Source organism: Moorena bouillonii PNG (genome assembly GCF_001942495.1).
Classification (GTDB): Bacteria; Cyanobacteriota; Cyanobacteriia; order Cyanobacteriales; family Coleofasciculaceae; genus Moorena; species Moorena bouillonii.
The window spans coordinates 3,238,371-3,259,969 of sequence record NZ_MKZS01000001.1 but is presented as its reverse complement, the minus strand read 5'-3'; the positions used below and the strand labels follow the sequence as shown (position 1 = coordinate 3,259,969).

Genomic DNA, 21,599 nt, shown 5'->3' with positions numbered 1-21,599 from the left:
TACACACTAGTTTCCGGGATAATTCTCCCCATTTCCCGCTTTTCCCGATTCCCGACTCCCGATTCCCGACTCCCGATTCCCGACTCCCGACCCAAATGTAAAAAACCTACCCCTGTGAGCTACTCCCTACTCCCTCCGCTATTGTGTTAGAGCTTGAGTTTTAATTAACTCATTGGCACGACGCAAGACACCATTAATAAAACGGTGTCCCTCTTCATCACTGTAGCGTTTAGCCAGTTCCACTGCTTCATTAATTGCGACTCGGTCTGGGATACCTAAAAACGAAATTTCCGCCACAGCCATGCGCAGAATATCCCGGTCAATACGAGGTAAGCGCTTCAGTTGCCAATCTTTAAGGGCTTGGTTCAACATCTGATCAATCTCAAGCTGTCTACGACTGACAGCTTTGAGAATTTCTAGGGTATAGCTACGGACTTCAACCGTATTAGACAACTGGACAATTTCGGGAATCTCTACCGCGCTTCCCAAGTGATTGATCGCTTTTTCAGTTAACTCAATTGCATCTTTTACCATTGCTCTAGCACTACGTACATCAGTAGCACGAGTTTCACTGTCGAGAATGCGATCGCTACCCCGTTTCAGTTCAGCCGCCGCCGTTTCTAAAGCCTCTTGAATTTCTCCAGTCAGGGTACGAACAGCCGCCAGCACCAGATTATTCAGTTGTTGTGTATCCAACCGCTCTGGTGAGTTGGGCATCTGAGAGATGCTCAAAAGAGCCAGTTCACGGGCAATTCTGCGAGGTTGCATTGTTTGTCCTTAGTTAATTTTGTCCTTTTACCCAAAACGATTAAGCGTCTTCTGTTGGCAAAACCTGCTGTATCATCTCAGGCAATGGTTCTTCCAATGGTTGCTTTTCAGGAGGCTGCTGTAGGTTAATTGGGATTCCCGGGTTATCTGGGCTAACAATTCCACCTGAGAGCAATACTTTAAAGGCATCTTCGATGGACATCGAAAGATTAATCACGTCCTGTTCAGGAACCATAGCATACCAGCCACTGGTGGGATTAGGAGTAGTAGGTATAAAAACGCTCAACATCGGGTGATTCATGTGGGATTGGAGTTGTGTACTGACAACACCGGTTACGAACGCGATCGCCCAGACTCCTTGGCGAGGATACTCTACCAAAATCACCCGGCTAAACTTAGTTTTAGAATCCTGAAAAAGGGTTTCCAAAATCTGTTTAAGGGTTTTGTATACTGAGCCAGCTAAGGGAATCGCCTGCAATAGTTTCTCACCCAAATCGAGCAACCACCGTCCAACAATGTTGCGTGCCATTAAGCCAATCAGCATAATAAATAGTAGTGGGACTGTCAGTCCCACTGCTAAATTTATCAGATTTACTAAGATGGGGTGGAGATTATCAAAAGGGTTAATTTGTTTGGGAATTCTAGTTAAAAAATTTATCACCCAGTTAGCGATTGTAATCGTCAACCAGATTGTGGTAGCCAGGGGAATTACCACTAGAATTCCTGCAATTAGGTCATTTTTTAGATCCTGCTTCAAGCCCTCGAACACAGAGCACAGATTCTCCTTTTAATAACTGAATAAAATTTTTTTTTACTAGCCACTTCAATTCCCTACTACTCTCCCAACTTTTTATGTAAGCATTCAGCTGTCAGCCGTGAGCTTTTAGCTCACGCTGGGCGAACAGCCGTCAGCTTATTTTATTGATCAGCCGTCAGCTTATTTTATTCAAAAGCTGTTCGGTGTAGAGTGCGCTATGGGCATAAACTGTTCCGGTAGCTTTGCTACAGGCCTTTTGGCTGATAGCACCTCAAGTAGCATCTCAAGTAGCGCATTAGCTTATAGCTGATAGCTGACCTTGTTATAGCCACTTTTTTTTCGAGTGGTTGAAAAAATGCCAAGGTGGATCTAGCCGTTATAGACTAGTATACCTCAGTTCGTTCTAATCAATTTACTCGCCTATGAAAAGGAGACAGGATACAGAATTCAGTTGTCATCATAATAATTCAGCTATGTTAGTGGGACTAGAAAGAACGATTGTTGGTTTTGAACGAGGATTTCAAGGGAAAAATTCCTTGACCATCAATTAGTCTGACTCGAAGCTCCTGACTTTATACTGCTCAATCGAAGCATAGTTGGTTATGTCGAACTCAGCTATTCTACGCCAATAGACACTAATTTTAAAGGAGGTGGAGTGGTAGGAAAGTGTGGTTGCTTTACCCCATGGGAAGCTATATCATAGGAATAACCTACGCTGCACCCATTAACTGATACCAATAGCAAACCTTGGGAATTGCGACCCATGGCTAACATTCTCCTTGTAAAGGGAAGTTTTAACAGTGGAATTACACCTGTTTTCCCTTTTCATTCTAGAGTTGGGAGATGGCTTTAGATACTCCAAATCTAGTTTCTAGATACTGCCACAAAACGGTAGCCCGTTTGCCTCAATCTAAAAGACCACTTCCTAAGTCTAGCGCTAGTTAATGCTGGACAAGATGATGGCCTTTGGCGCGTTATACCCATGACTATATTTTATCGAGCACTAGCTATAGAGTTATTACTGGCATGAACTAAGATCAGACCAGCTTTTTCCCTTTGACCAGATCAATTGGTATTATTCTTTACATATTACCAGAGATTACATATTACCAGAGATAGATTAACAAAGATAGAGAATCGTAATTGACACTCTGCGGTGATTAGACGCGGGGATTGCTTAGAGGAGATAATCATGGATAGCATTACTGGTGGGCAACTACCAATTTCTCGGTAGTCCTCAAGGTAGTGATCAAGGCGGTGCTAATTGCCTCTACCATGTCCGGCAAAATGCCATTGAGTAGAATTTTGTGTTTGGTAGCGTCGGCTTCCCCGAAGTTCTTGATTCCCTCACAACAACGGCTTTTGCTTGTAGAGGCACCGATTGGATTGACACTCCCCGTCCTGTTCGCGTAGCCTCTGGCACTGCCAGTAAGGAGCGGGGATTCTTGGCTCTACGACTCGTCGTGGCTCTTTCAAACCGGAGTCAGAAAAAGTAGAGGACAAATCTCCCCAAGCGTGATTGATCCTAGATCTAGGTTTCGGTGTGCCGGAAACGCGCGCCTTATCAGAGCGATGCAGCGCGGTCTTGGGGAGGCAGCGCCGCCAAAGGGGGTTCCCCCCACTCGCGCTTTGCCGTGGTTTCCCCCACTCGCGCTTTGCATGAAGACAGGGTCGCCTTAATCAAAAGCGATGCAGTCGGCCAAAGGGGGTTTCCCCCATGAGCGACTGCATCAAGAAAGGTTAAAACTTTTTACACAAGCGCCGACTAACTATAAAGGCGACCCTCTTCTTACGGTAACTTCTAACCCCACCGTACCTTTTTTATATGAATAGACAGAGGTGCGACCCGTGGCGAATTTAATTCTTAATAGGTCAAGGGCACCTTTATACTTTTTTATCTAAGTTTTTCATAGACGTTGTAGTCGTCAGACCAAATTACGCAATACGTATCTCATACATATTTTTTACGTTGTCTACTTATGATTAGATAGTACCTATCTGACATGCTTGTTTATTGCTTATGCTTTTATTCTATCACATCCGACGGAAAAGCCGTCGTTCGCGTAGCGTGGCCAAAGGCCAACGAAGGATTTAAAGTTACCGTAAGAGAGGGTCGCCTTAATTATCAAGTTTTAACCTTTTTGCGCGAGACCGACCCACCTTAAAGGCTCCCCTCTCTAAGGCGCGCGTCTCTAGGGGCGCGATTACCCAAATCTTTTGGTAATAAATTATGGTAGCTACCTTTTGACCAAAACTTCCCTCTACCAGGAGTTTCACCTTTCCTTTAATGGTTGTTGCGTCTTCTGTATTTTAACCTAGATTCGCGCCAAAAGCTGGTTATTGCTGCTAGGTCGAAGTCCTCCCTGGTCATTAGATGCGGGGTTTCCTGCTACCCAGTTTTACTATGAAATGTTTGATTTATCGGTTAGTTAGCCAATTCAGTTAGTTAGCCAATGGTATAGTAATCTATTTGATTCTACCGTAATCTGACCGAAATACTACTAGGATGATGATGAAGTGACCTGGGTAGCATCAGAGTCTTTTGATACTGGGGAAGTTGAGGGCATGACATGGCTACTCGGAGGCGGAATGGGATGCTTAAGTTCCCAAACTTTGAGCAATATCAGATACTCATAAAATGCTTGTAAGGTACACCAGGTAAACCCGGCTTGACCATCCAAGAAGCCTCCGAGTAGGAAGTACATGTATAGAAAACGCAATACAGGTCGCCAGGGCAAGCGTAAGGACAAATTTTTCAGGGCACGGCGTCTTTCTACTTCCGAACGCCCAAAAAATAGGTCTCGCCACTCAACAGTTCCTTGCTCCAACTGGCGCAAAGTTTCGAGGGCTTCGTCGGTAGAGTAGCGATTGTGTTTATCAATCCAGCGGGTAAATCCCTTACTGTTGGTGTAGTGAGGATATGTTTCTTTTATGAAACCAGTCGGTCCATCACATACTTCCCGTTCCGTATGACCATAATCATCAAACCAAACCTTTTCCTTACGAAACAGCCGTAGTTGGTAACGGGGATACTGAGTAGAGTAGCGAATCCAGCGATTCATGAACATGACCCGCTCTGCAACGTAATAAGCCACATGCTCCTGTCGTTGTATTGCTCCCTGGCATTCGGAAAATAACTCAGGGGTCATGCGTTCATCAGCTTCAAGGATATAGACCCATTCGTACTTGGTGGGCACTTCCTTTAGCATCCAGGTGCGCTGGCGTCCGTGACTTTCAAAGGCGTGCTGCACAACTCGCACCGGATACTGATTAGCAATTTCTACAGTGCGATCGCTACTGATTGAATCTACGATAATCACATCGTCGGAGAGTAGGGCTGACTCGATACAAGCAGCAATATCTAGGTCTTCGTTGTAGGTCAGGATATAGATAGAGAACATGTCAAGCGGATCATTATCAAAAATCTGGTCAGGGTTAAAAGTCTCCACCCTACTAAGCTTGCCCACGACGGGTTACTGGTGTACTTCCCAACCCTCGCAATCCTGTCCAGCCAATGGCAATATAGCCAATTGCTAGGAGTAAGCTACTCAAACCCGTTTTAATGCCCAGTTTGAAAGCTTCTGTGGTGGCTCGTTTCTCTAGTTGAAGTTTCTGACTACGGATTTGGTTAATATTCTGCTCTACTTCTTGATTGAGGACATCAGGGTTTTCCTTAATTGCCTGCAATTGTTGTCTAACTCTGTTAGCCTGAGCTTTGGCTTGCTCAAGCTGTTGTGCTGGAATCCTACCACTTTTAATGGCTGCGTCTAAATCGGCGAGTCTCTTTTCTACCTGGGCTATACCTTGAGGACTTTTGAGAAGTTCAGTGACTTGCTGAGTGCGGTTTTCCAGTTGAACTTCGGCGCTCTTAGCTCTTTGGTTAATTTGTTCTAGAGCCTGGGAACTTTGCAAACGAAGGTTATTGAGATGCAGGGGTACCATTAGCAGAAAGACCAACCCTAGAAAACTAGAGAGACACAGCACCCAAAATCGGAGATCTTGAACCGAAGATTTTGGCTCTGTAGTAGCGGTAGCAGCACTTTGAGCAATCCAATATCCAGCAAATAAAAACCCAATGCCGACCATAGGGATAATACCTCGGTCAACAACTTGGGTAGCAAAGTTCAACTGCCACTCTGGCTTTAACAGGTTAGCTCCCTGTGGGGGAATTGCCAAAATGATGTAATCCAAAAGGGAAGAAACGATCATTATCAGCCCGACAACCTTAAGAGTCAGAGCAGTAAACGAGGAATAAACAGAATTAGTATTCATGGGCTATGAAGCGCGATTATTAGATTAACGTGACATCCTCCCGACGCTGACCCTACGGCTACAGCCCGGGCTTCCCAACCTCACGATTGGATATTCCTGCCCCACGCCACTTATCTAGGTCATCGACCCCCGACAGACCGACTTGACAGGCTGTTTCCATTCCCCAGAGTCCCTGGGCGACTATTGGCTCTAATCCATGATGCAAAACCATTTCTGCCGCAGCATGATCCCGATGGGTTCGATATCCACAATCAGGGCAATGATGCTCTCTAACTTCCAGTCCCTTGGGCACAGTGCCCAGGCACTTGGGGCAGGTCTGGCTAGTGCCGTTGGGGTTGACTTTGGCAAAGTATACCCCACGCTTCCAGCAGACCCATTCAGTCAAAGACAAGAATTGCCCAAAGGCAGCATCAACGCAATCTTTACGCAACATCCCTCTAGTGAGGCCTTTAGGGTTGAGGTCTTCTGCAAAGATGGTTTGGGCTTGCTCACAAAGCTGATGAGCCGTTTTCAGGTGAAAGTCTTTGCGACGATTGGCAATGCGATGGTGTATTCTCGCCACTTGAATTTGCGCCTTCTCCCAATTTTGAGAACGCTTTTGTTTTCTAGCCACTCTGCGTTGCAGCGATTTCAGCTTGCGTTGCATGGACTTAAAAAACTTAGGACGTTGCTGGAAGCTGCCATCGGAAGCGGTCAAGAATCTCTCCAATCCGAGATCAATTCCAATAGCACGACCGTGAAGCGGAGCATCCGGAACCGAAACATCAGATTCGATCGTGACAACCACATACCATTGTGTGCCTCGCACTTTAGACAAGACCCGAACTTGCTTGATCTTGAATCGATCAGGAATCGGTCGATGCAAGTTGATGGGAACCAAGCCAATCTTCGGCAACTTGATGGTGAAGCCGTTGAGAGGATTGTTCTTGAATTGAGGAAACACAAAGGACTTGAATTGACCCAACTTTTTGAATCGTGGGAATCCATACCCACGCTTTTGAAATGAATCCCAGGTGTCGTGCAGTCTACGAATCGTAGTTTGCAGCACTTGAGAATGCACCTTGCTCAAGTGGGGGAATTGTTTCTTGGCCTTGGGCAAGTTATTTTGCTGGCGATGATAGGACGGAAAGGGTTGATCAGCCGCAATGATGTATTCCTTTTGTAGGGAGCACCTATCTGTCATGCACTTACGCGAAGCAATCCAGTCTTTGAGTTCGCGCAATGCATAGTTGTATATGCCTCTGCATATCTCAAGCCATTCCAGCAGTTCAGTCTGCTGAGTGGAGTCTGGATAGATTCGGTAGGTGTAGTTCATCCTCAGCATGACTCTAGTTTGCCATAAGCCAGAGCTAATGGTAAATGCTGGTCTTATCCCCATCGAGGGGATAAGACCTTTCAAGGGGAGTCCATGTATCCCGACGCTGATGCTACGCATACAGCGCGGGACTTATCGCTCCCCGAACCCCTCAAAAGTTAATCATCGACTTGGGGAATTTACTGAGTAATCCTTCCTAAACTTACTGGCTTACTAGTTTTTAGAGTAGTTTTTGGGGTACTCAGTAAAGTTGAAAAATAGAACAGCAGGAGAGCCAACCATGGCGCTTTGCCCATATTAACCTATGGCAATCGATAATCCTAACTCCAACATCCGTTGCTGGTGTTACGTTTTAGATGGGAAATCCCGCGCTCTACCTTTTAGGTGAGCGTTACGAGCCGCAGGCCATTAACCATTAACCACTAATCAAGGTGTTAGGATAATTTCTGGTATTCTGCCTTAATCAGGTAAAGCGTACGCACAATCGCTGATTAACGGTAGTCTTGTGGATGTAGTGTTCCTCGGCAGAAAGGTTTTATGAACAAAGTGGTTGAAGTTGTACCGGATAAAGAAGCTTTGATTAGGCGAGCTGTTGATGTTGTCCTCAGTAAAATCGAAGGAGCAATCGAGGCTAACGGTCGCTGTACCATTGCCCTTGCTGGCGGTAGCACCCCAGCGCCTTTATACGAAGCGATCGCTACCTTTGACCTTGCCTGGAATAACATTCATGTGTTTTGGGGTGATGAACGCTATGTTAGTCCCGATGACCCGGATAGTAATCAAAGGATGGCTCGTCTGGCCTGGTTAGACAAAGTCGATATACCAGAGGCTAACATTCACCCGATGCCCACCGACGGCTCTAGCCCCGCTGCTGATGCGGATAAACATCAAGCTCAACTGTATGAGTTTTTTGGCATACCAGTAGGAGAGTTTCCTGGCTTTGATGTAATTTTGTTAGGCATTGGTGATGATGGCCATACTGCCTCCCTATTCCCCCATACAGAGGCTCTGCAAGTAAAAGACCGACTGGTTACAGTTGGCAACAAAGATGGCCAAGCACGAATCACCTTTACGTCGAGCTTGATTAACCATGCCAACTGCGTTATGTTTCTGGTTGCTGGTGCTGGTAAAAGAGCAGCCTTAGCTCAAATATTTGCCCCCGAAGCTGATCCACAAACTTATCCAGCTCGGTTGATCCAGCCCCAAGGAGAACTTTGGTGGCTTCTAGATGAATCAGCAGGTCAAGATTTGAAACATTGACAAGGGCGGAAGTGTCAAGTGTGAACGATGAAGTGCGAAACAATTGTATCCGGTTACTGAGAAACTATTATAGTTTTAGGGGATATATGTTATATTTTTATGGATTTTGATAATTCATTAGGGTGACTTGCCTGGTAGCCTTTTGCTTGGTAGCCTTTTGCCTTCGATGCTCCCACTCTAGCTAAAACCCGCACCAATCCCAGGTCTCCTCAGATAGGGGAGCGGTGGTTGGATGCGGGACAGGAATTAATTCCAATTTTAACCGAAAATAGCCCAAGTCTACTGTAGTCTAATCAGCGAGAAGGTTGCTGGATTAGATAGCAGCAAAAATAACCAAACAGTAACTTCAATCAAGTCTATTAAAAGTGGGGCAGTACGTTTTCCTGGCAAGAAAACGCGCCATGAGGAAATCCAGTTATTGATAGTTCTATAACTAATAGTACCTCGTTCGCGCAGCGTCTCCAAAGGCTAAAGAAGTTCTGGTAGCCTTAAGAGGTGCATTAAGCCTACACTTGCCCGATCGGGAAGTGTATGATCGTCACATTATCTGAAACTAGATAATAGCTGTTAAAAATAATAAATTAAAGTTCTATGATTGTTTGCCCTAACTGCAATCACCAAAATCCGGAAGGGGCTACCCAATGTGAAGCCTGCTACACTCCCTTACCTTCCACTACCAGCTGTCCTAACTGTGGTGCAACAGTTCAGACTGACGCAAGCTTCTGTGGTCAGTGTGGATTTCACTTGAATGTGGGTGCCAATATGGAAAAAGGGGAGAAATCAGGGTCAAACTCTACCCCAGAGATACCCGACTTGGTATCCCCAGAACCACTTGTTGAACCTATACCGATGGCTATGAATACTCAAGTCCCCGATCCAGCATCCAATCCTATCAGTTCTGATGATGCTGAATCTACCACCGCTATGCCAGCTACGGTCGTTAATCCAGCCCTCAACTCAGAAGCATTTCAACCGCAGAATCTTGACTTAGAAACCCTGCCATTGCCGCTGCCTACTGTTGGGAATTTAGGGGTTTCTCAAGAAGAATCTAGCCAAAACGTAACCTCACCGTCAATACCAGAAGCTGACTTAGAGAACCCGTCACCCCCCTCTGTACCGGATAGAGGTAGTGCCCAAACTCAGTTGCAGGTAATCTCAGCTCAACTGTTGCATATGCAAACCAATACAACAATTGAGTTACCGCAGCATATATCAGTGATTCATATGGGTAAGCCCAATGATAAAATTCCCCCGGATATTGATGTCTCTGGTTTTCCTGACTCAGACATTGTCTCTCGCATTCACGCCGATATCAGAGTTGAGGGGGATACCTACTATATTGAAGATGTAGGCAGCTCCAATGGCACTTATGTCAACCACACGTCTCTAGCACCAGGCAATCGGCATCGACTAAGAACAGGCGATCGCATTAGCTTGGGGAAAGGTGATAAAGTGACATTTTTGTTCCAAAGTTCTTGAGTTTCCGGTGCTAGGTAGGTGTGACAGCTGGTTGTGCAAAATTGATCTCGGACAAAGCCCTGACCTAAAGAGCTAGCTAGGTCAGGGCAGTTTACTATCGGGGCGGTTTACTAAAGGATGTTTCAAGAGAGGGCTTATAGTCAATTGCAGACCTTCCTTTTAAGTGATAGCCTTAGATTAACAATTCACCATGGTGGCACTCTCCTAGATTGCCCCTTCTACTAAGGTCGTCTATAGTCATAGTGTTTACATTAAATTCTATATTAATATAGGTGTGCCTTAATTGGGGTGCATGTCAGTCCTTGTAAATCTAAGCAGATATGACTAACTCTGGCAGCCGTTTTGGCTGTATAAGCAAGGAAATCCCACGTCGTGTCGGTGGGGGATAGTTAACAGTATCAGGCCGTGAGGACAAAATCCTTGAAAGATGTGACACCGGCGATTACCCTAACCCTACTGCATCCTCTCCAGTCTGTGCCTGTTCAAAGTTGGCCCTTTGAAACAGAATCAGTGATTCGGATTGGCCGGTCAACCGATAATAATGTTATTCTCTATAGCGCTGTAGTTTCCCGTCACCATGTAGAACTACGGCGAAATCCTAATGGTTGGGAAATTATCAGTTTAGGTGCCAATGGCACCTACATGGATGGCAAGCGGATTACCCAAATGCCGGTTATCGATGGGATGATTATTCGTCTAGCTAGTTCGGGTCCGAAAATTCAGATTCATGTTAATGGAGAAATGCCTTCAGCAAGGCTGAAGACAATTTTGGATAAGCGTACCTCTGAACGAAAGCGGAACATCAATTCATTCAATAATACGTTGATAAATGCCGAAAGCACCCAATCCGATCAAACTGAGTCAACTGAAATGGAAGATTGAACTTTTATGGTAATTGATGCTAATTACTAATTGGTAAGTTGACTAAGATCAGCGCATACGAAGAAGAGTTAGATGTGTTCATCATTAAGATATTATTAGTTGGTTTACTGCAGCTACTACTGTGGGATTTCCTGTCTACTTTTGTTTACCATGTCCCTGAGCACGTTTTTGGCAAATTCCATGCCATAGTACACCATAGTAAAAATCGTAGCTTCATTCACTATGCTTTATTAACTAAGAACCCCCTGGTAATGCTTGATCGCGCACGCAGGTACCTTTCCTTATTTGATGTTTGTGCCTTGGTTCTGGCAGATTTCTCCTCTAGGAACTATCTTGGGACTAGTCTTGGGTGAGCTTCATCTTATTTGGAGGCATGTTTTTGTGATGGATTGGAAAACTCCCCATATCCTAGAGCGCCTTTGCAACTTATTGTGCATTACTACTCCAGAAAAGCATTGGCTTCATCATCAGGATGCAACAATTGCTTATGGGGAGATCTTCACATTTTACGACCAACCAGCACAAGCCTGGTATAGGTTTTTGATGTCAGTTAAGAAGAAATATAAGCTAAGTAGGGAGAAATTAACTTAGGATTATGGCTATGGAAGATGGAAATTTTATGGTAATTGGTAATTGGTAATTGGTAATTGGTAATTGGTAATTGGTAATTGGTAATTGGTAATTGGTAATTGGTAATTGGTAATTGGTAATTGGTAATTGGTAATTGGTAATTGGTAATTGGTAATTGGTAATTGGTAATTGGTAATTGGTAATTGGTAATTGGTAATTGATAATTGGTAATTCGTCATTAAAATAGAACTTACCCAAAACTAGGCTCTAAACGCGCTTATTTAGTAGGAACCCACGGCGTCGCTTCCTACTGGCTTAGCCAGCTTAATTTGATGCATTATTATTATCCTCTTCTTAGCATTTAACCTTTTTCCTATTACTCTCTATTAGACCATTTTAAGCTGGCCACGGGACTAAAAGTAACGTTACTGCGTCAGTGGCCTACGGCCAAGCCGACGCTGCTTAACGCGCTCCAATTCAAAATTATAAATTAAAAATTCAAAAATACCCCACGAATAAATTCGGGGGCTTGAAACTTTGATGCAACGCCAATAGTCTTTTTCCATAAATGAATTCAGGGGCTTGTATCCGGTGTCAACAATTCAAAATTAGAAGGCTATACCTGTTTGAATTTTGCATTTTGCCTTATGCATTTTGACTTCACAAATGGTCAATTATAGCTCATATATAGACAGATTTATATCCGGTTGGTTTGATTAATGATAATTGAAGTTCGTTAATTGTGAAGGTAAAATTTACAATTAATGATTAACCGGAAAAGGAGATCAATTAATTCAGCAATTCAAATTATATAGCGTAGCGCGTCGTTCAGTAGTTGTACAACTTAGATGAAGTTTAAAAACTAGAAGTCATAAGTCATAAGTTGAAAACATTGGCTTAATTGAAACTATTAGATAAGATAACGATTCTTGTACAAGAATGATTTAGAAATGCTAGAGTAGCATACCTTCAATAAATAATAAATTTAAGTTTAACCTCTTCTTTGACAAACCTTAACGTTTGTTGACTAAGATTAGCGCATACGAAGAGGAGTTAGATGTGTTCATCATTAAGATATTATTGGTTGCTTTAGTGCAGCTACTACTTGGGGATTTTCTGTCTACTTTTGTGTACCATGTCCCTGAGCACATTTTTGGTAAATTCCATGCCATAGTACACCATAGTAATAATCGTAGCTTTATTCACTATGCTGTATTAACTAAGAACCCCCTGGTAATCCTTGATGGTTTCGCAGGTGCCTTTCCTTACTTGATGTTTGTGCCTTGGTTCTGGCAAATTTCTCCTCTAGGAACTATCTTGGGACTGGTGTTGGGTGAGTTTCATGTGATCTGGAGGCATGTTTCTGTGATGGAGTGGAAAACTCCCCAGACCCTAGAGCGCCTTTGCAACTTCTTGTGCATTACTACTCCAGAAAAGCATTGGCTTCACCATCAGGATGCCACAGTTGCTTATGGGGATATCTTCACATTTTACGACCAACCAGCACAAGCCTGGTATAGGTTTTTGATGTCAGTTAAGAAGAAATATAAGCTAAGTAGGCAGAAATCAAGTTAGGATGCTGGCTGTTGACTGTTTACTAAGTAAATGTTAAAGTCAACCCTGGACGGTAAACAGTCAACGGTAAACCAAAACTATTTTGCCTACCCATTATCAAGAGCGTTTAATAGAGCTTTAGAAGCTACAGAACTTATAAACAATGCCTCTAACCCAAAAGGCCTTTCACGGAATATCCCAAGACGGACAAAAACAGCGACAGCGGCTGCGTTGGTATTCAAAGGGGGAAATCATTCCTTTGGTTGCACCTGGGATCTGGCAAGTCTGTCAAGGTATTGTTCAACTGAGTAAAATTAACCTTGATGGAGAGGAAGTGCTACTAGGTTGGGCATTGCCGGATACCTCTTTCCGGATTGGGTTGGCTGCTCTAGACACCTATCAGGCTCAAGCTTTATCCGAAGTGCATCTTCAATGGTTTTCGATGATTGAATTGGAAGCGTCCCCTCATCTATCTCACACCCTATTCAATCAACTAGGTCACAGGATACAACAGACAGAAGCACTTTTAGCGATCGCTGGACTGCGCCGAGTTGAAGACCGCTTGCAGCAGTTATTATTCTTGTTGAAACAGGAAATGGGGGAGCCAGTTGCTGAGGGAACTCGCTTGAGTGTGCGCATGACCCATCAGAATTTAGCCAATGCCATCGGCACCTCTCGGGTCACAGTGACTAAAACTCTAGGAGAACTCCATAACCGTGGTATGATTACATTTGACAGAGACCGTCACATCATTGTCAAACATGGTATAGTATGTAATAATCTCTGAAGCTAACTTGAAGCTATTACTGAGTACTGATTTGCTTACTGATTAGTGGTTGCGTAAGTGTGGCAAGGGCTTTTTAGGCTTTGTTGTCAGGTTTGTTGTCAGGTTTGTTACTTGTGCCTGACTAAAAAAAAATAGTTGTGTTGCTCAAAGCGCTTCATCCTTGGTCTTGCAAGGAATTTAACTGGTCTAGGAGTTGCCAGATGGAAAAGTGGTAAATAGCAACTCTGAGATCTGAATCCTAAAATAATACTAAGATTAAGTGGTATAAATATAGATTCATAGCTGAAAAGCAGTTATTTATGCCTCTTGATCAATTAGTTCCAAAATTCTTAAAAGAACCCCTCTTCAAACTGGGAGAGATGCCTGTCTCTCTTCTCACTATACTTCAATTAATCTTTTTATTTCTAATTACTAAATTTATAATTCAAGATTTCAAAAAAATCCTGAATTATAAACTCCTTAATAAGCTAGTTAATGATCCAAATAAAAGAGAGTTTATTTCTAAGTTAATTAGTTATATAACTTTCCTTGTACTGGTATATATTATCTATTATATAGATATAGGTGGTTTAAACCTAATTAATTTAACCATTTTTAAAGTAGGTAGTACTGAAGTATCTATTAAATCTCTAATAAAACTAGTACTATCTTTAATGATAGTAATTTTTCTGGCTAGTACCCTAAAAAACTTTCTCAAACAACAGCTACTTCCCCAAATGGGGATTGATGAAGCTAATCAAGCAGTCATCGCTACAATCATAAGTTACGCATTTGGGATATTAGGCATTGTAATTGTTCTGAATAATAACTTTGAATTGGGGTCATTAGCGGTCATTGCTGGTGGCTTAGGGGTTGGAATTGGTTTTGGACTACAGGATATAACTAAAAACTTTATCAGTGGTGTGACATTACTATTAGAACGAACAATACGAGTTGGTGATTTTATTGAATTTGATGGGTTATCCGGATATGTTAAAGAAGTCTCGATGCGGTCTACAATCATCCGCACAAGGGAGGGGGGAGATGTAGTAGTTCCTAACTCTCATTTGGTAGAAAAACGAATGCTTAACTGGACTTTTGACAGCTATAAAGCCCGTATACACATACCTGTAGGAGTCGCTTACGATAGTGATCCAGTATTAGTGACAGAAGTCCTGTTAAAATCTGCTTATTTAGAACCATCTGTCTTATCTGATCCGACACCAAGAGTTCTTTTTAAAGGGTTTGGTGATAGTGCTTTAAACTTTGAACTTCGGGTATGGGTCAATCGAATTGATCAAGAACCTTTGATAAGAAGTTCTTTGAATTTTATTATTGAATATAATTTACGTCAGCAGGGAATCTCAATTCCTTTCCCTCAAAGGGATTTTTGGCTGCGCAACCCTGAAGCCCTGATGGGGAGAGAGATTAACCGCCAAAATCTTGAAACTATTGAAGAAACTATTGAACAATCAACTCAGCAGTCCTTCAAAGTTAAAACACCTAGACCTTTAGCTTTACGTGACTTACTGCGGCAGGTCGATTATTTTAAAAATTTTACTGAATTAGAACTAAGGCAATTAATTGAAATTGGATACCGAAAGCGCTTACGTCCCTCAGAGATGTTATTTCATGAAGGCGACCCTGGAGATGCTTTTTATATTATCCTAGCTGGTTCTGTCGAAGTCTTTGTAGAGAGGATTAACAAAACTCTCAATAATCTTCAGGCAGGTCAATTTTTTGGCGAACTTTCGTTAATGTTAGGCGTACCAAGAACAGCATCAGTTAGAGCATTAGAAGAGTCACTATTATTTGTAATTAACAATAAAGGTTTTAAACAACTATTGCAGGAGTATCCAGATCTATCTGAGATCATTGTCCAGGAATTAGGCAAGCATCAGGAAGAATTAGCTGAGCGACAAAAACAGATGCGGAAAATGGGGTTGTTGGATGCAGCAGAAGATGACAGAAATCTTCTAGTTTGGGTTCGCAAGCGAGTCAAGAGGCTATTTGCTCTTTAATAGCAAGTAGCAGGATCAGTTTGTTGAGTGTTAAGTGTTGAGTGTAGAGTATTGACCCCTAGTGGTAATTCAAAATTCAAAATTCAAACTTCAAAATAAAGAAAAGAATAAATTTTGAATTAATTAATTCTGGGTACAAGCCCCCACTGAATTTTATTCTGGGCTTATTCAATCAGTGGCGGGTACAAGCCCCCACTGATTGTCATTTTGAATTAATAATTTTTAATTTTGAATTGGAGCGCGTTAAGCAGCGTCGGCTTGGCCGTAGGCCACGCCAAAGGCGAACGCCGATAGCGACTTGACAGTATCATGGAATGAAATGTCAACAGAAAACTATTTAGCTTAGCCGTCACCAAACCTTATTTATGGCTAAACCGAAACCAATTCCAGCTATTACTCTGCCACCGGCTGCAAATCCTCAGCAGGAAGGTGAATGGTTACGAGAAACTCTTGCGCAATGGCTAGATCAAGAGTTTCTCCCAGAAGCAATTAATCAAACGATTGCACAACGCGCCGCCCAGATTTTCGTCCGTCAACGGATGGAAGGAGAAAATGATTTGGGTTCACTTGTGATTGCTATTGTTACAGAAATGCAGTCGTTTGACTTTCGAGAAAGTTTTTACGGGGAATTTGCGATCGCTAACGCTGTCAGTGACCTACTCTTACAAAGTCTTGGCATTGACCGCTGTTGTGGGCAGTAAAGGTTTCAGGTTGAACGCGCACGCGTGGCCTATTGGCCAAGGTTTTAAGGTTGAAAGTTCCCAGAGCGTCATGCAAGAGCCCGTTGAAGCTCAAGGCAGAGTGGCTATGCTCCTCTTAAGTAGGAAAACCCTAAGGGTAGACTCGGGTATGTCAGACAACCTAAAACCTTCAACCAGTTAACCTGCAACCAGTTAACCTGCAACCTGTAACCTGCAACCAGTTAACCTGCAACCAGTTAACCTACCAGCTTGATTTAACCACACCTGGCAATAGACCTTGGTGTGCCCATTCCCGCAAGACATGGCGAGATAGTCCAAAGTCTCGGTAGTAACCTCGAGGACGCCCTGTAACCCAACAACGGTTCCGCACACGGCAGGGGGCGCTGTTGCGGGGGAGCTGTTGTATTTTCCGGTGAATCTCTAACTTTTCTCGTTGAGTCGCAGCATTTTGAAACTCTTCCTTGAGCGCCTCCCGCTTAGCTGCGTACTTTTCTACCATTTTTTTGCGCTTTTTTTCGCGCTCAATCATTGATTTTTTAGCCATTAATTCTTGAAATTCTATCTAAAAACAAGACACTGTCTTTTTATCTTATCCGATGAGCTTAATCAGAGGCTGTTACAGTAGCGTTAGTTTTCCAGCTATCTGTTGTAGTAGTCGTTTGTAGTAGTCGTTGCCTCAGCCAGATCGGCACTGGTACATAAGTCCGCCAAAACACAAGCATCACAATCAGGTTTTCGGGCTTTACAAATTGCCCTACCATGATAAATCAGCCGAATCGACCAGTTTTCCCAATCCTCCTGGGGCAAAAGCCCCATTAAATCTCGCTCAATCCTGATCGGATCGGTGTGTTCTGTCAATCCTAAACGCTGACTGAGGCGCTTGACGTGAGTGTCTACCGTGACTCCCTGGTTAATACCATAGGCATGGGCAAGTACTACATTGGCGGTTTTACGAGCCACTCCAGGCAACTTGAGGAGTTTGTCCATTTGTTTCGGTACCTGACCACCGTATTCCTTAACAATCATGCGGCAGGCACCTTGAATATTTTTCGCCTTATTACGATAAAAGCCAGTAGAGCGCACTAAAGTTTCCAAGACTTCTATATCAGCACTAGCGATCGCAACAGCATCAGGAAACTGGCGAAACAACCCTGGTGTTACCTGATTCACACGTTCATCGGTGCATTGAGCTGAAAGAATGGTTGCCACCATTAACTGTACTGGCGTTTCGTAATTCAGTGTGCAGGTGGCGTCCGGATAGAGTCGCTTAAGGCGAATTAGAATCTCTAGGGATCTTTGCTGCTTGGCAGACCATTTACGGGTAATACTCATGGGTTGGAAGGTTAGAAGGTTGGAAGGTTGGAAGGTTGGAAGGTTGGAAGGTTGGAAGGTTTAAAGGTTGGAAGGTTGGAAGGTTGAACGTTGGCTAGATAAGCGCCAGTTAAAGGTTAGAAGGTTGGAAGGTTGAACGCGCACGCGTGGCCGCAAGGCCAATGTTGAGAAGATCGAGGGTAAATCTCTTCTGAAGCTATACCAGTAAAACCCACAGGATCAACTAACCTAGGTCAATAAATCTTTGAACCTCTAACCTGCAACCTCTAACCTGTAACCTGTAACCTACAACCTGTAACCTCTAACCTGTAACCTCTAACCTGCAACCTCTAACCTGTAACCTGTAACCTGCAACCTGTAACCTCTAACCTGTAACCTCTAACCTCTAACCTGTAACCTGCAACCTGCAACCTTTAACCTTTAACCTGTAACCTTTAACAACCAAACACGGGTTACTGGAATAAGTTTTGTACCCAACCCAGGTTAGCTGTATCTCGAATAATCAAGAAAACACCTAAACCCAGAAGCAGCACTAGCCCAGTTTGCATAATATTCTGCTGTACTTCCATGGGCAAGGGCTTACCTCGAAGTCCTTCAATCAGTAAGAAAGCCAGCTGACCACCATCAAGGGCTGGTAGGGGCAAAATATTAATAATCGCTAGATTTATACTAATCAGAGCTGCAAACTGTAAAAGATTGACAGCATTGGAACGAGCAATATCGGCTCCAATCGCCACAATTGCCACTGGACCTGACACTTGTTCCGCCGTTTCGCCAAAATTACTCAATAGCTGACCAAAGCCTTGCAGGGTTAAGACTGTAATGCGTTGATATTCTTCGGCACCACGACTGAATACCTCCAGCAAACTACCAGCACGTTTACGCACTTCCTCTCCATTGGGAGAGAGTTGTACACCAATTTTTCCTTTACCATCTATCCCTAGTTCCGGAATCACCTTCAACAGTAGCGTTTGTTTTTGACGCTGAATCCGCATTTGAAGGGGCTGGTTGGGATGATTTTGAATCGCTTTCATCAGGAAAGTAATCCCTTCCGGGTTTGCTTCCAACCCTTGACCATCTACGGCGAGAATTATGTCTCTTGGTTTGATACCTGCTTCTGTAGCCACTAAACTGCTTTCTGGGGCAAGTTTAGGCACTACCACACCCGGTTGGTAGTTGAATTGGGAGATGCCAACCATTCCTACCTGAGCCACAAGCAGGAAGTAAGCAAAGACTAAGTTAGCAATGACACCAGCACTGATCACAATTGCCCGGTCTAGAATCGGTCGGTTGCGGAGCAAATTGGGGTCATTGGGGGGAATATCGCTATCGGGGTCATCATCAGGAAAACCCACAAACCCCCCTAGGGGAATCGCTCGCACTGCATACTCAGTTTCTGGACCCTGATATTTCCATAGAATTGGACCAAAGCCAAGAGAAAAGCGATTGGCATAGATTCCTTGCAGACGAGCTGCCATAAAATGACCCAGCTCGTGAACAAGAATCAAGACTGCCAAAACTGCAATCGCCGCCAAAATTGACATATAAGTGAAGAATTTATTTAATGTAATGTTAACTTCATTTTTCTATTGTATAGGCATTGCAATTAGGCTCTAGGCTCTAGGCTCATGGTATTACAACAGATCTCGCCCCATATAAGGCTGTAGAGCCTCTGGTATCTTAACCGTTCCATCGGGTTGTTGATAATTTTCCAGAATGGCTGACATAGTACGCCCCACTGCCAATCCTGAGCCATTGAGAGTATGAACAAAGTTAGTGCCTTTTTTGCCGGACTCTTTGAAACGAATCCTACCCCGCCGTGCCTGGAAATCAAAGCAATTGGAGCAACTGGAAATCTCCCGATATGTCCTTTGCGAAGGCAGCCAAACTTCTAGGTCATAGGTTGTAGCAGCTGAGAAACCTATATCCCCTGTACACAGTTCTACAGTCCGGTAGGGTAATTTCAAGGTTTCCAAGATCGCCTCAGCATTCTTAAGCAGCTTCTGATGCTCTTCGGAGGAAGTACTCGGCTCAACAATTTTCACTAGCTCAACTTTATTAAACTGGTGTAGTCGAATTAGACCCCGGGTATCCCGTCCATAGCTACCCGCTTCCCGGCGAAAACACGGGGTGAAGGCACAGAGATTAATGGGAAGTTGGGATGCTTCGAGGATTTCATCTCGGTAGAGATTCACCAATGGCACTTCTGCTGTGGGTGCTAACCACAAATCATCATCAGAGCACTTGAAGCTGTCCTCGGCAAACTTGGGCAACTGACCGGTAGCGGTTAGGGATTCACTGTTGATCAGTACCGGTGGCATCACTTCGGTATAGCCAGCAGCAATTTGCTGGTCAAGCATGAAGTTAATCAGTGCTCGTTCCAAAGCAGCACCAGCCCCGATCAATGTCACAAATCGACTCTGAGCGATTTTCACCCCTCGCTCAAAGTTAAGAATGCCGAGTTTTTCGCCAATTTCCCAATGGGGGAGAATTTGGAAATCCTTGGGAATGTACTCATCACCCCAGCGATGGACTTCTACATTTTCTGCTTCACTCTTGCCAATCGGTGTGGATTCCCAGGGCAAGTTGGGCAGGGATAGCAAGAGGGTGTTCAGCTGGTCTTTTAGGTCTTTTTCTTCGGGTTCCAGTTCGCTCAACTTAGTTTTGATTTGGTTACCCTCTTCCTTGAGCGACTGAATTTCTGGGCTTTGTGGAGGACTACCCGATTTGATTTTTTGACCAATCAGCTTACCAATTTCATTACTACGAGCCTGCAACTGGGTGCGGGATGTTTCCAGCTCCCGCTGACGCTGATTCAGTTCCAGAATAGGTTGTAGGTCATATTGATTGACACTACGTCGGTCTAGTAGTTCTTGAACCTTTTGTGGATTTTCCCGAATTTGCTTTAGGTCAAGCACAGATTTTCTCTTCTAAAATGGCGCGATCGCATGATCAGTACTCATCTGAGCAACATGGATCTAACTTCACCAATGTGCCACAGTTTTCTTGCCAACGGCAATTAACTTCTCCTGGGAGTCGGGAGTCGGGAGTCGGGAGTCGGGAGTAGGGGAGTAGGGAGTAGGGAGTAGGGAGTAGGGAGTCGGCTGGTGAGCTGGTGAGCTGGTGAGCTGGTGAGCTGGTGAGCTGGTGTGAGGTATGTTGGCTAGCGACTGACTCGATTAAATAGCCACAGGGAAATGGCTATGCCAACAAAATTAGCAAAAATAGTGTTGATGTTTGCCTGCACAACAAACAGGTCTATCGGTGGAACATCATTACAAGCCAACCCAACTGGATTTTGTTGCTCAGCTAGAGCTAGGGCTACAAGGCTGCCTATGACTGCAAATGAGCCAATGATGGTCAATAACATTCCTACTAAACTCACAATCAAGCCCAGCCTAATCGTTTGAAGGGTTTGAGCTTTGCTTGGTATGTCTGACCCATTGGCAGCTAGCAGCCGACTAGCGATTCCAGTGTAACGGTAGGCAAAATAAATGCCTATACCTAAAGCCACTAGTCCACAAACTACGAAAAAAAGACCGAAGCCGATTCCTTGACCCCCTGGATTGTCAGGTTGAGGGCTGGCAAGGGTAAAGCCTGCAAACACTAAAATCAGCGTAGAAATCACCCCTAAGATTAACTGAGTCCAGAAGGAAATCCAACCGAATCTGCGCAGCGTTAGGGCAATTTTTTGACGAGCTGGTGGGATGGAAGTGTCAGATATTTCTCGCATGGGGGCTGTGTCCCTTGAGTAATCACTTTTGAACCGCCTACCACGCGCTCCGCAACGCGAAAAGACGTAGGGCTAATCTTGGGCTGGAAGCTAAACACCCTTGTCGTCGGTCGGGGGGGGTCAGCAACCAACTTTATTGTGACAAGGATTGATCACACTCGCAATTCATCCCTAGCTAAATCGCAGATA

The 21,599-nt window shown here is 44.0% G+C and carries 21 protein-coding genes; 10 read left to right on the top strand and 11 right to left on the bottom strand.

All coding sequences use genetic code 11. The features are described from left to right. Positions 1-138: 138 nt before the first annotated feature. Together nusB and BJP37_RS13265 are read right to left on the bottom strand one after the other, a co-directional pair. Positions 139-768 (bottom strand): transcription antitermination factor NusB, encoded by a 630-nt coding sequence (gene nusB, locus BJP37_RS13270; protein WP_075899407.1) that lies wholly within the window; start codon positions 766-768, stop codon positions 139-141. Positions 769-808: 40 nt separating this feature from the next. Next, positions 809-1,537 carry a DUF502 domain-containing protein gene (locus tag BJP37_RS13265; protein ID WP_070392836.1) on the bottom strand — a complete coding sequence of 243 codons (729 nt, stop codon included), beginning with the start codon at positions 1,535-1,537 and terminating at the stop codon, positions 809-811. A gap of 1,295 nt (positions 1,538-2,832) precedes the next feature. Between BJP37_RS13265 and BJP37_RS36440 the strand changes: the two genes are divergently transcribed. Further along, complete coding sequence (locus tag BJP37_RS36440; RefSeq protein WP_143727598.1) at positions 2,833-3,021, top strand: hypothetical protein; 189 nt, start codon at positions 2,833-2,835, stop codon at positions 3,019-3,021. A 1,005-nt stretch (positions 3,022-4,026) separates the two neighbouring features. On the opposite strand, the gene BJP37_RS13260 is transcribed toward BJP37_RS36440, so the two are convergent. From BJP37_RS13260 to BJP37_RS13250, 3 genes are read right to left on the bottom strand one after another with little or no spacing between them, the layout of a single operon-like run. Continuing rightward, a complete protein-coding gene (locus BJP37_RS13260; protein ID WP_075906056.1) occupies positions 4,027-4,926 on the bottom strand; it encodes a glycosyltransferase family 2 protein in 900 nt (299 codons plus the stop codon). Between the two features lie 52 nt (positions 4,927-4,978). Further along, on the bottom strand, positions 4,979-5,797 hold the full coding sequence (gene hpsJ-B / locus BJP37_RS13255) for a hormogonium polysaccharide biosynthesis protein HpsJ (RefSeq protein ID WP_070392834.1): 819 nt from the start codon (positions 5,795-5,797) through the stop codon (positions 4,979-4,981). 58 nt (positions 5,798-5,855) lie between these two features. Next, a complete protein-coding gene (locus BJP37_RS13250) occupies positions 5,856-7,112 on the bottom strand; it encodes an RNA-guided endonuclease InsQ/TnpB family protein (protein WP_075899405.1) in 1,257 nt (418 codons plus the stop codon). 537 nt (positions 7,113-7,649) lie between these two features. Between BJP37_RS13250 and pgl the strand changes: the two genes are divergently transcribed. From pgl to BJP37_RS42480, 4 genes are all read left to right on the top strand, one after another. Further along, on the top strand, positions 7,650-8,372 hold the full coding sequence (gene pgl, locus BJP37_RS13245; protein ID WP_075899403.1) for a 6-phosphogluconolactonase: 723 nt from the start codon (positions 7,650-7,652) through the stop codon (positions 8,370-8,372). Between the two features lie 591 nt (positions 8,373-8,963). Continuing rightward, entirely contained in the window at positions 8,964-9,851 is an 888-nt protein-coding gene (locus BJP37_RS13240; RefSeq protein ID WP_075899401.1) for a double zinc ribbon and FHA domain-containing protein, read from the top strand. Positions 9,852-10,256: 405 nt separating this feature from the next. Continuing rightward, complete coding sequence (locus BJP37_RS13235) at positions 10,257-10,733, top strand: FHA domain-containing protein (protein ID WP_229415294.1); 477 nt, start codon at positions 10,257-10,259, stop codon at positions 10,731-10,733. Positions 10,734-10,988: 255 nt separating this feature from the next. After that, complete coding sequence (locus BJP37_RS42480) at positions 10,989-11,324, top strand: hypothetical protein (RefSeq protein WP_229415293.1); 336 nt, start codon at positions 10,989-10,991, stop codon at positions 11,322-11,324. Between the two features lie 26 nt (positions 11,325-11,350). Here the strand turns inward: BJP37_RS42480 and BJP37_RS13225 are convergent, their stop codons facing one another. Beyond that, positions 11,351-11,542, bottom strand: a complete 192-nt coding sequence (locus BJP37_RS13225) for a hypothetical protein (RefSeq protein ID WP_075899399.1) — start codon at positions 11,540-11,542, stop codon at positions 11,351-11,353. A 784-nt stretch (positions 11,543-12,326) separates the two neighbouring features. Between BJP37_RS13225 and BJP37_RS13220 the strand changes: the two genes are divergently transcribed. The 4 genes from BJP37_RS13220 to BJP37_RS13205 all read left to right on the top strand — a co-directional run bounded on the left by BJP37_RS13220 (position 12,327) and on the right by BJP37_RS13205 (position 16,345). Continuing rightward, positions 12,327-12,878, top strand: coding sequence for a sterol desaturase family protein (locus tag BJP37_RS13220; protein WP_081431477.1), 552 nt, complete (start codon positions 12,327-12,329; stop codon positions 12,876-12,878). Positions 12,879-13,020: 142 nt separating this feature from the next. Beyond that, entirely contained in the window at positions 13,021-13,644 is a 624-nt protein-coding gene (locus BJP37_RS13215) for a Crp/Fnr family transcriptional regulator (protein ID WP_075899395.1), read from the top strand. Between the two features lie 299 nt (positions 13,645-13,943). After that, entirely contained in the window at positions 13,944-15,644 is a 1,701-nt protein-coding gene (locus tag BJP37_RS13210; protein ID WP_081431168.1) for a cyclic nucleotide-binding domain-containing protein, read from the top strand. A 365-nt stretch (positions 15,645-16,009) separates the two neighbouring features. Further along, positions 16,010-16,345: a DUF8822 family protein gene (locus BJP37_RS13205; RefSeq protein ID WP_070392829.1), complete on the top strand. Its 336-nt coding sequence runs from the start codon at positions 16,010-16,012 to the stop codon at positions 16,343-16,345. 241 nt (positions 16,346-16,586) lie between these two features. On the opposite strand, the gene rpsN is transcribed toward BJP37_RS13205, so the two are convergent. The 4 genes from rpsN to serS all read right to left on the bottom strand — a co-directional run bounded on the left by rpsN (position 16,587) and on the right by serS (position 20,595). Next, positions 16,587-16,889, bottom strand: coding sequence for a 30S ribosomal protein S14 (gene rpsN / locus BJP37_RS13200; RefSeq protein ID WP_070392828.1), 303 nt, complete (start codon positions 16,887-16,889; stop codon positions 16,587-16,589). A gap of 95 nt (positions 16,890-16,984) precedes the next feature. Continuing rightward, the gene (gene nth, locus BJP37_RS13195; protein ID WP_075899393.1) at positions 16,985-17,677 is read right to left on the bottom strand and encodes an endonuclease III; all 693 of its coding nucleotides are present in this window, start codon (positions 17,675-17,677) and stop codon (positions 16,985-16,987) included. Between the two features lie 452 nt (positions 17,678-18,129). Further along, positions 18,130-19,221: an RIP metalloprotease RseP gene (gene rseP, locus BJP37_RS13185; protein WP_075899391.1), complete on the bottom strand. Its 1,092-nt coding sequence runs from the start codon at positions 19,219-19,221 to the stop codon at positions 18,130-18,132. 90 nt (positions 19,222-19,311) lie between these two features. Then, on the bottom strand, positions 19,312-20,595 hold the full coding sequence (gene serS, locus BJP37_RS13180; protein ID WP_075899389.1) for a serine--tRNA ligase: 1,284 nt from the start codon (positions 20,593-20,595) through the stop codon (positions 19,312-19,314). 17 nt (positions 20,596-20,612) lie between these two features. Here serS and BJP37_RS43535 point away from each other — a divergent pair, with 17 nt between their 5' ends. Beyond that, positions 20,613-20,744, top strand: coding sequence for a hypothetical protein (locus tag BJP37_RS43535; protein WP_269086998.1), 132 nt, complete (start codon positions 20,613-20,615; stop codon positions 20,742-20,744). 96 nt (positions 20,745-20,840) lie between these two features. On the opposite strand, the gene BJP37_RS13175 is transcribed toward BJP37_RS43535, so the two are convergent. Continuing rightward, complete coding sequence (locus tag BJP37_RS13175) at positions 20,841-21,410, bottom strand: DUF3611 family protein (RefSeq protein ID WP_075899387.1); 570 nt, start codon at positions 21,408-21,410, stop codon at positions 20,841-20,843. Between the last annotated feature and the right edge of the window lie 189 nt (positions 21,411-21,599).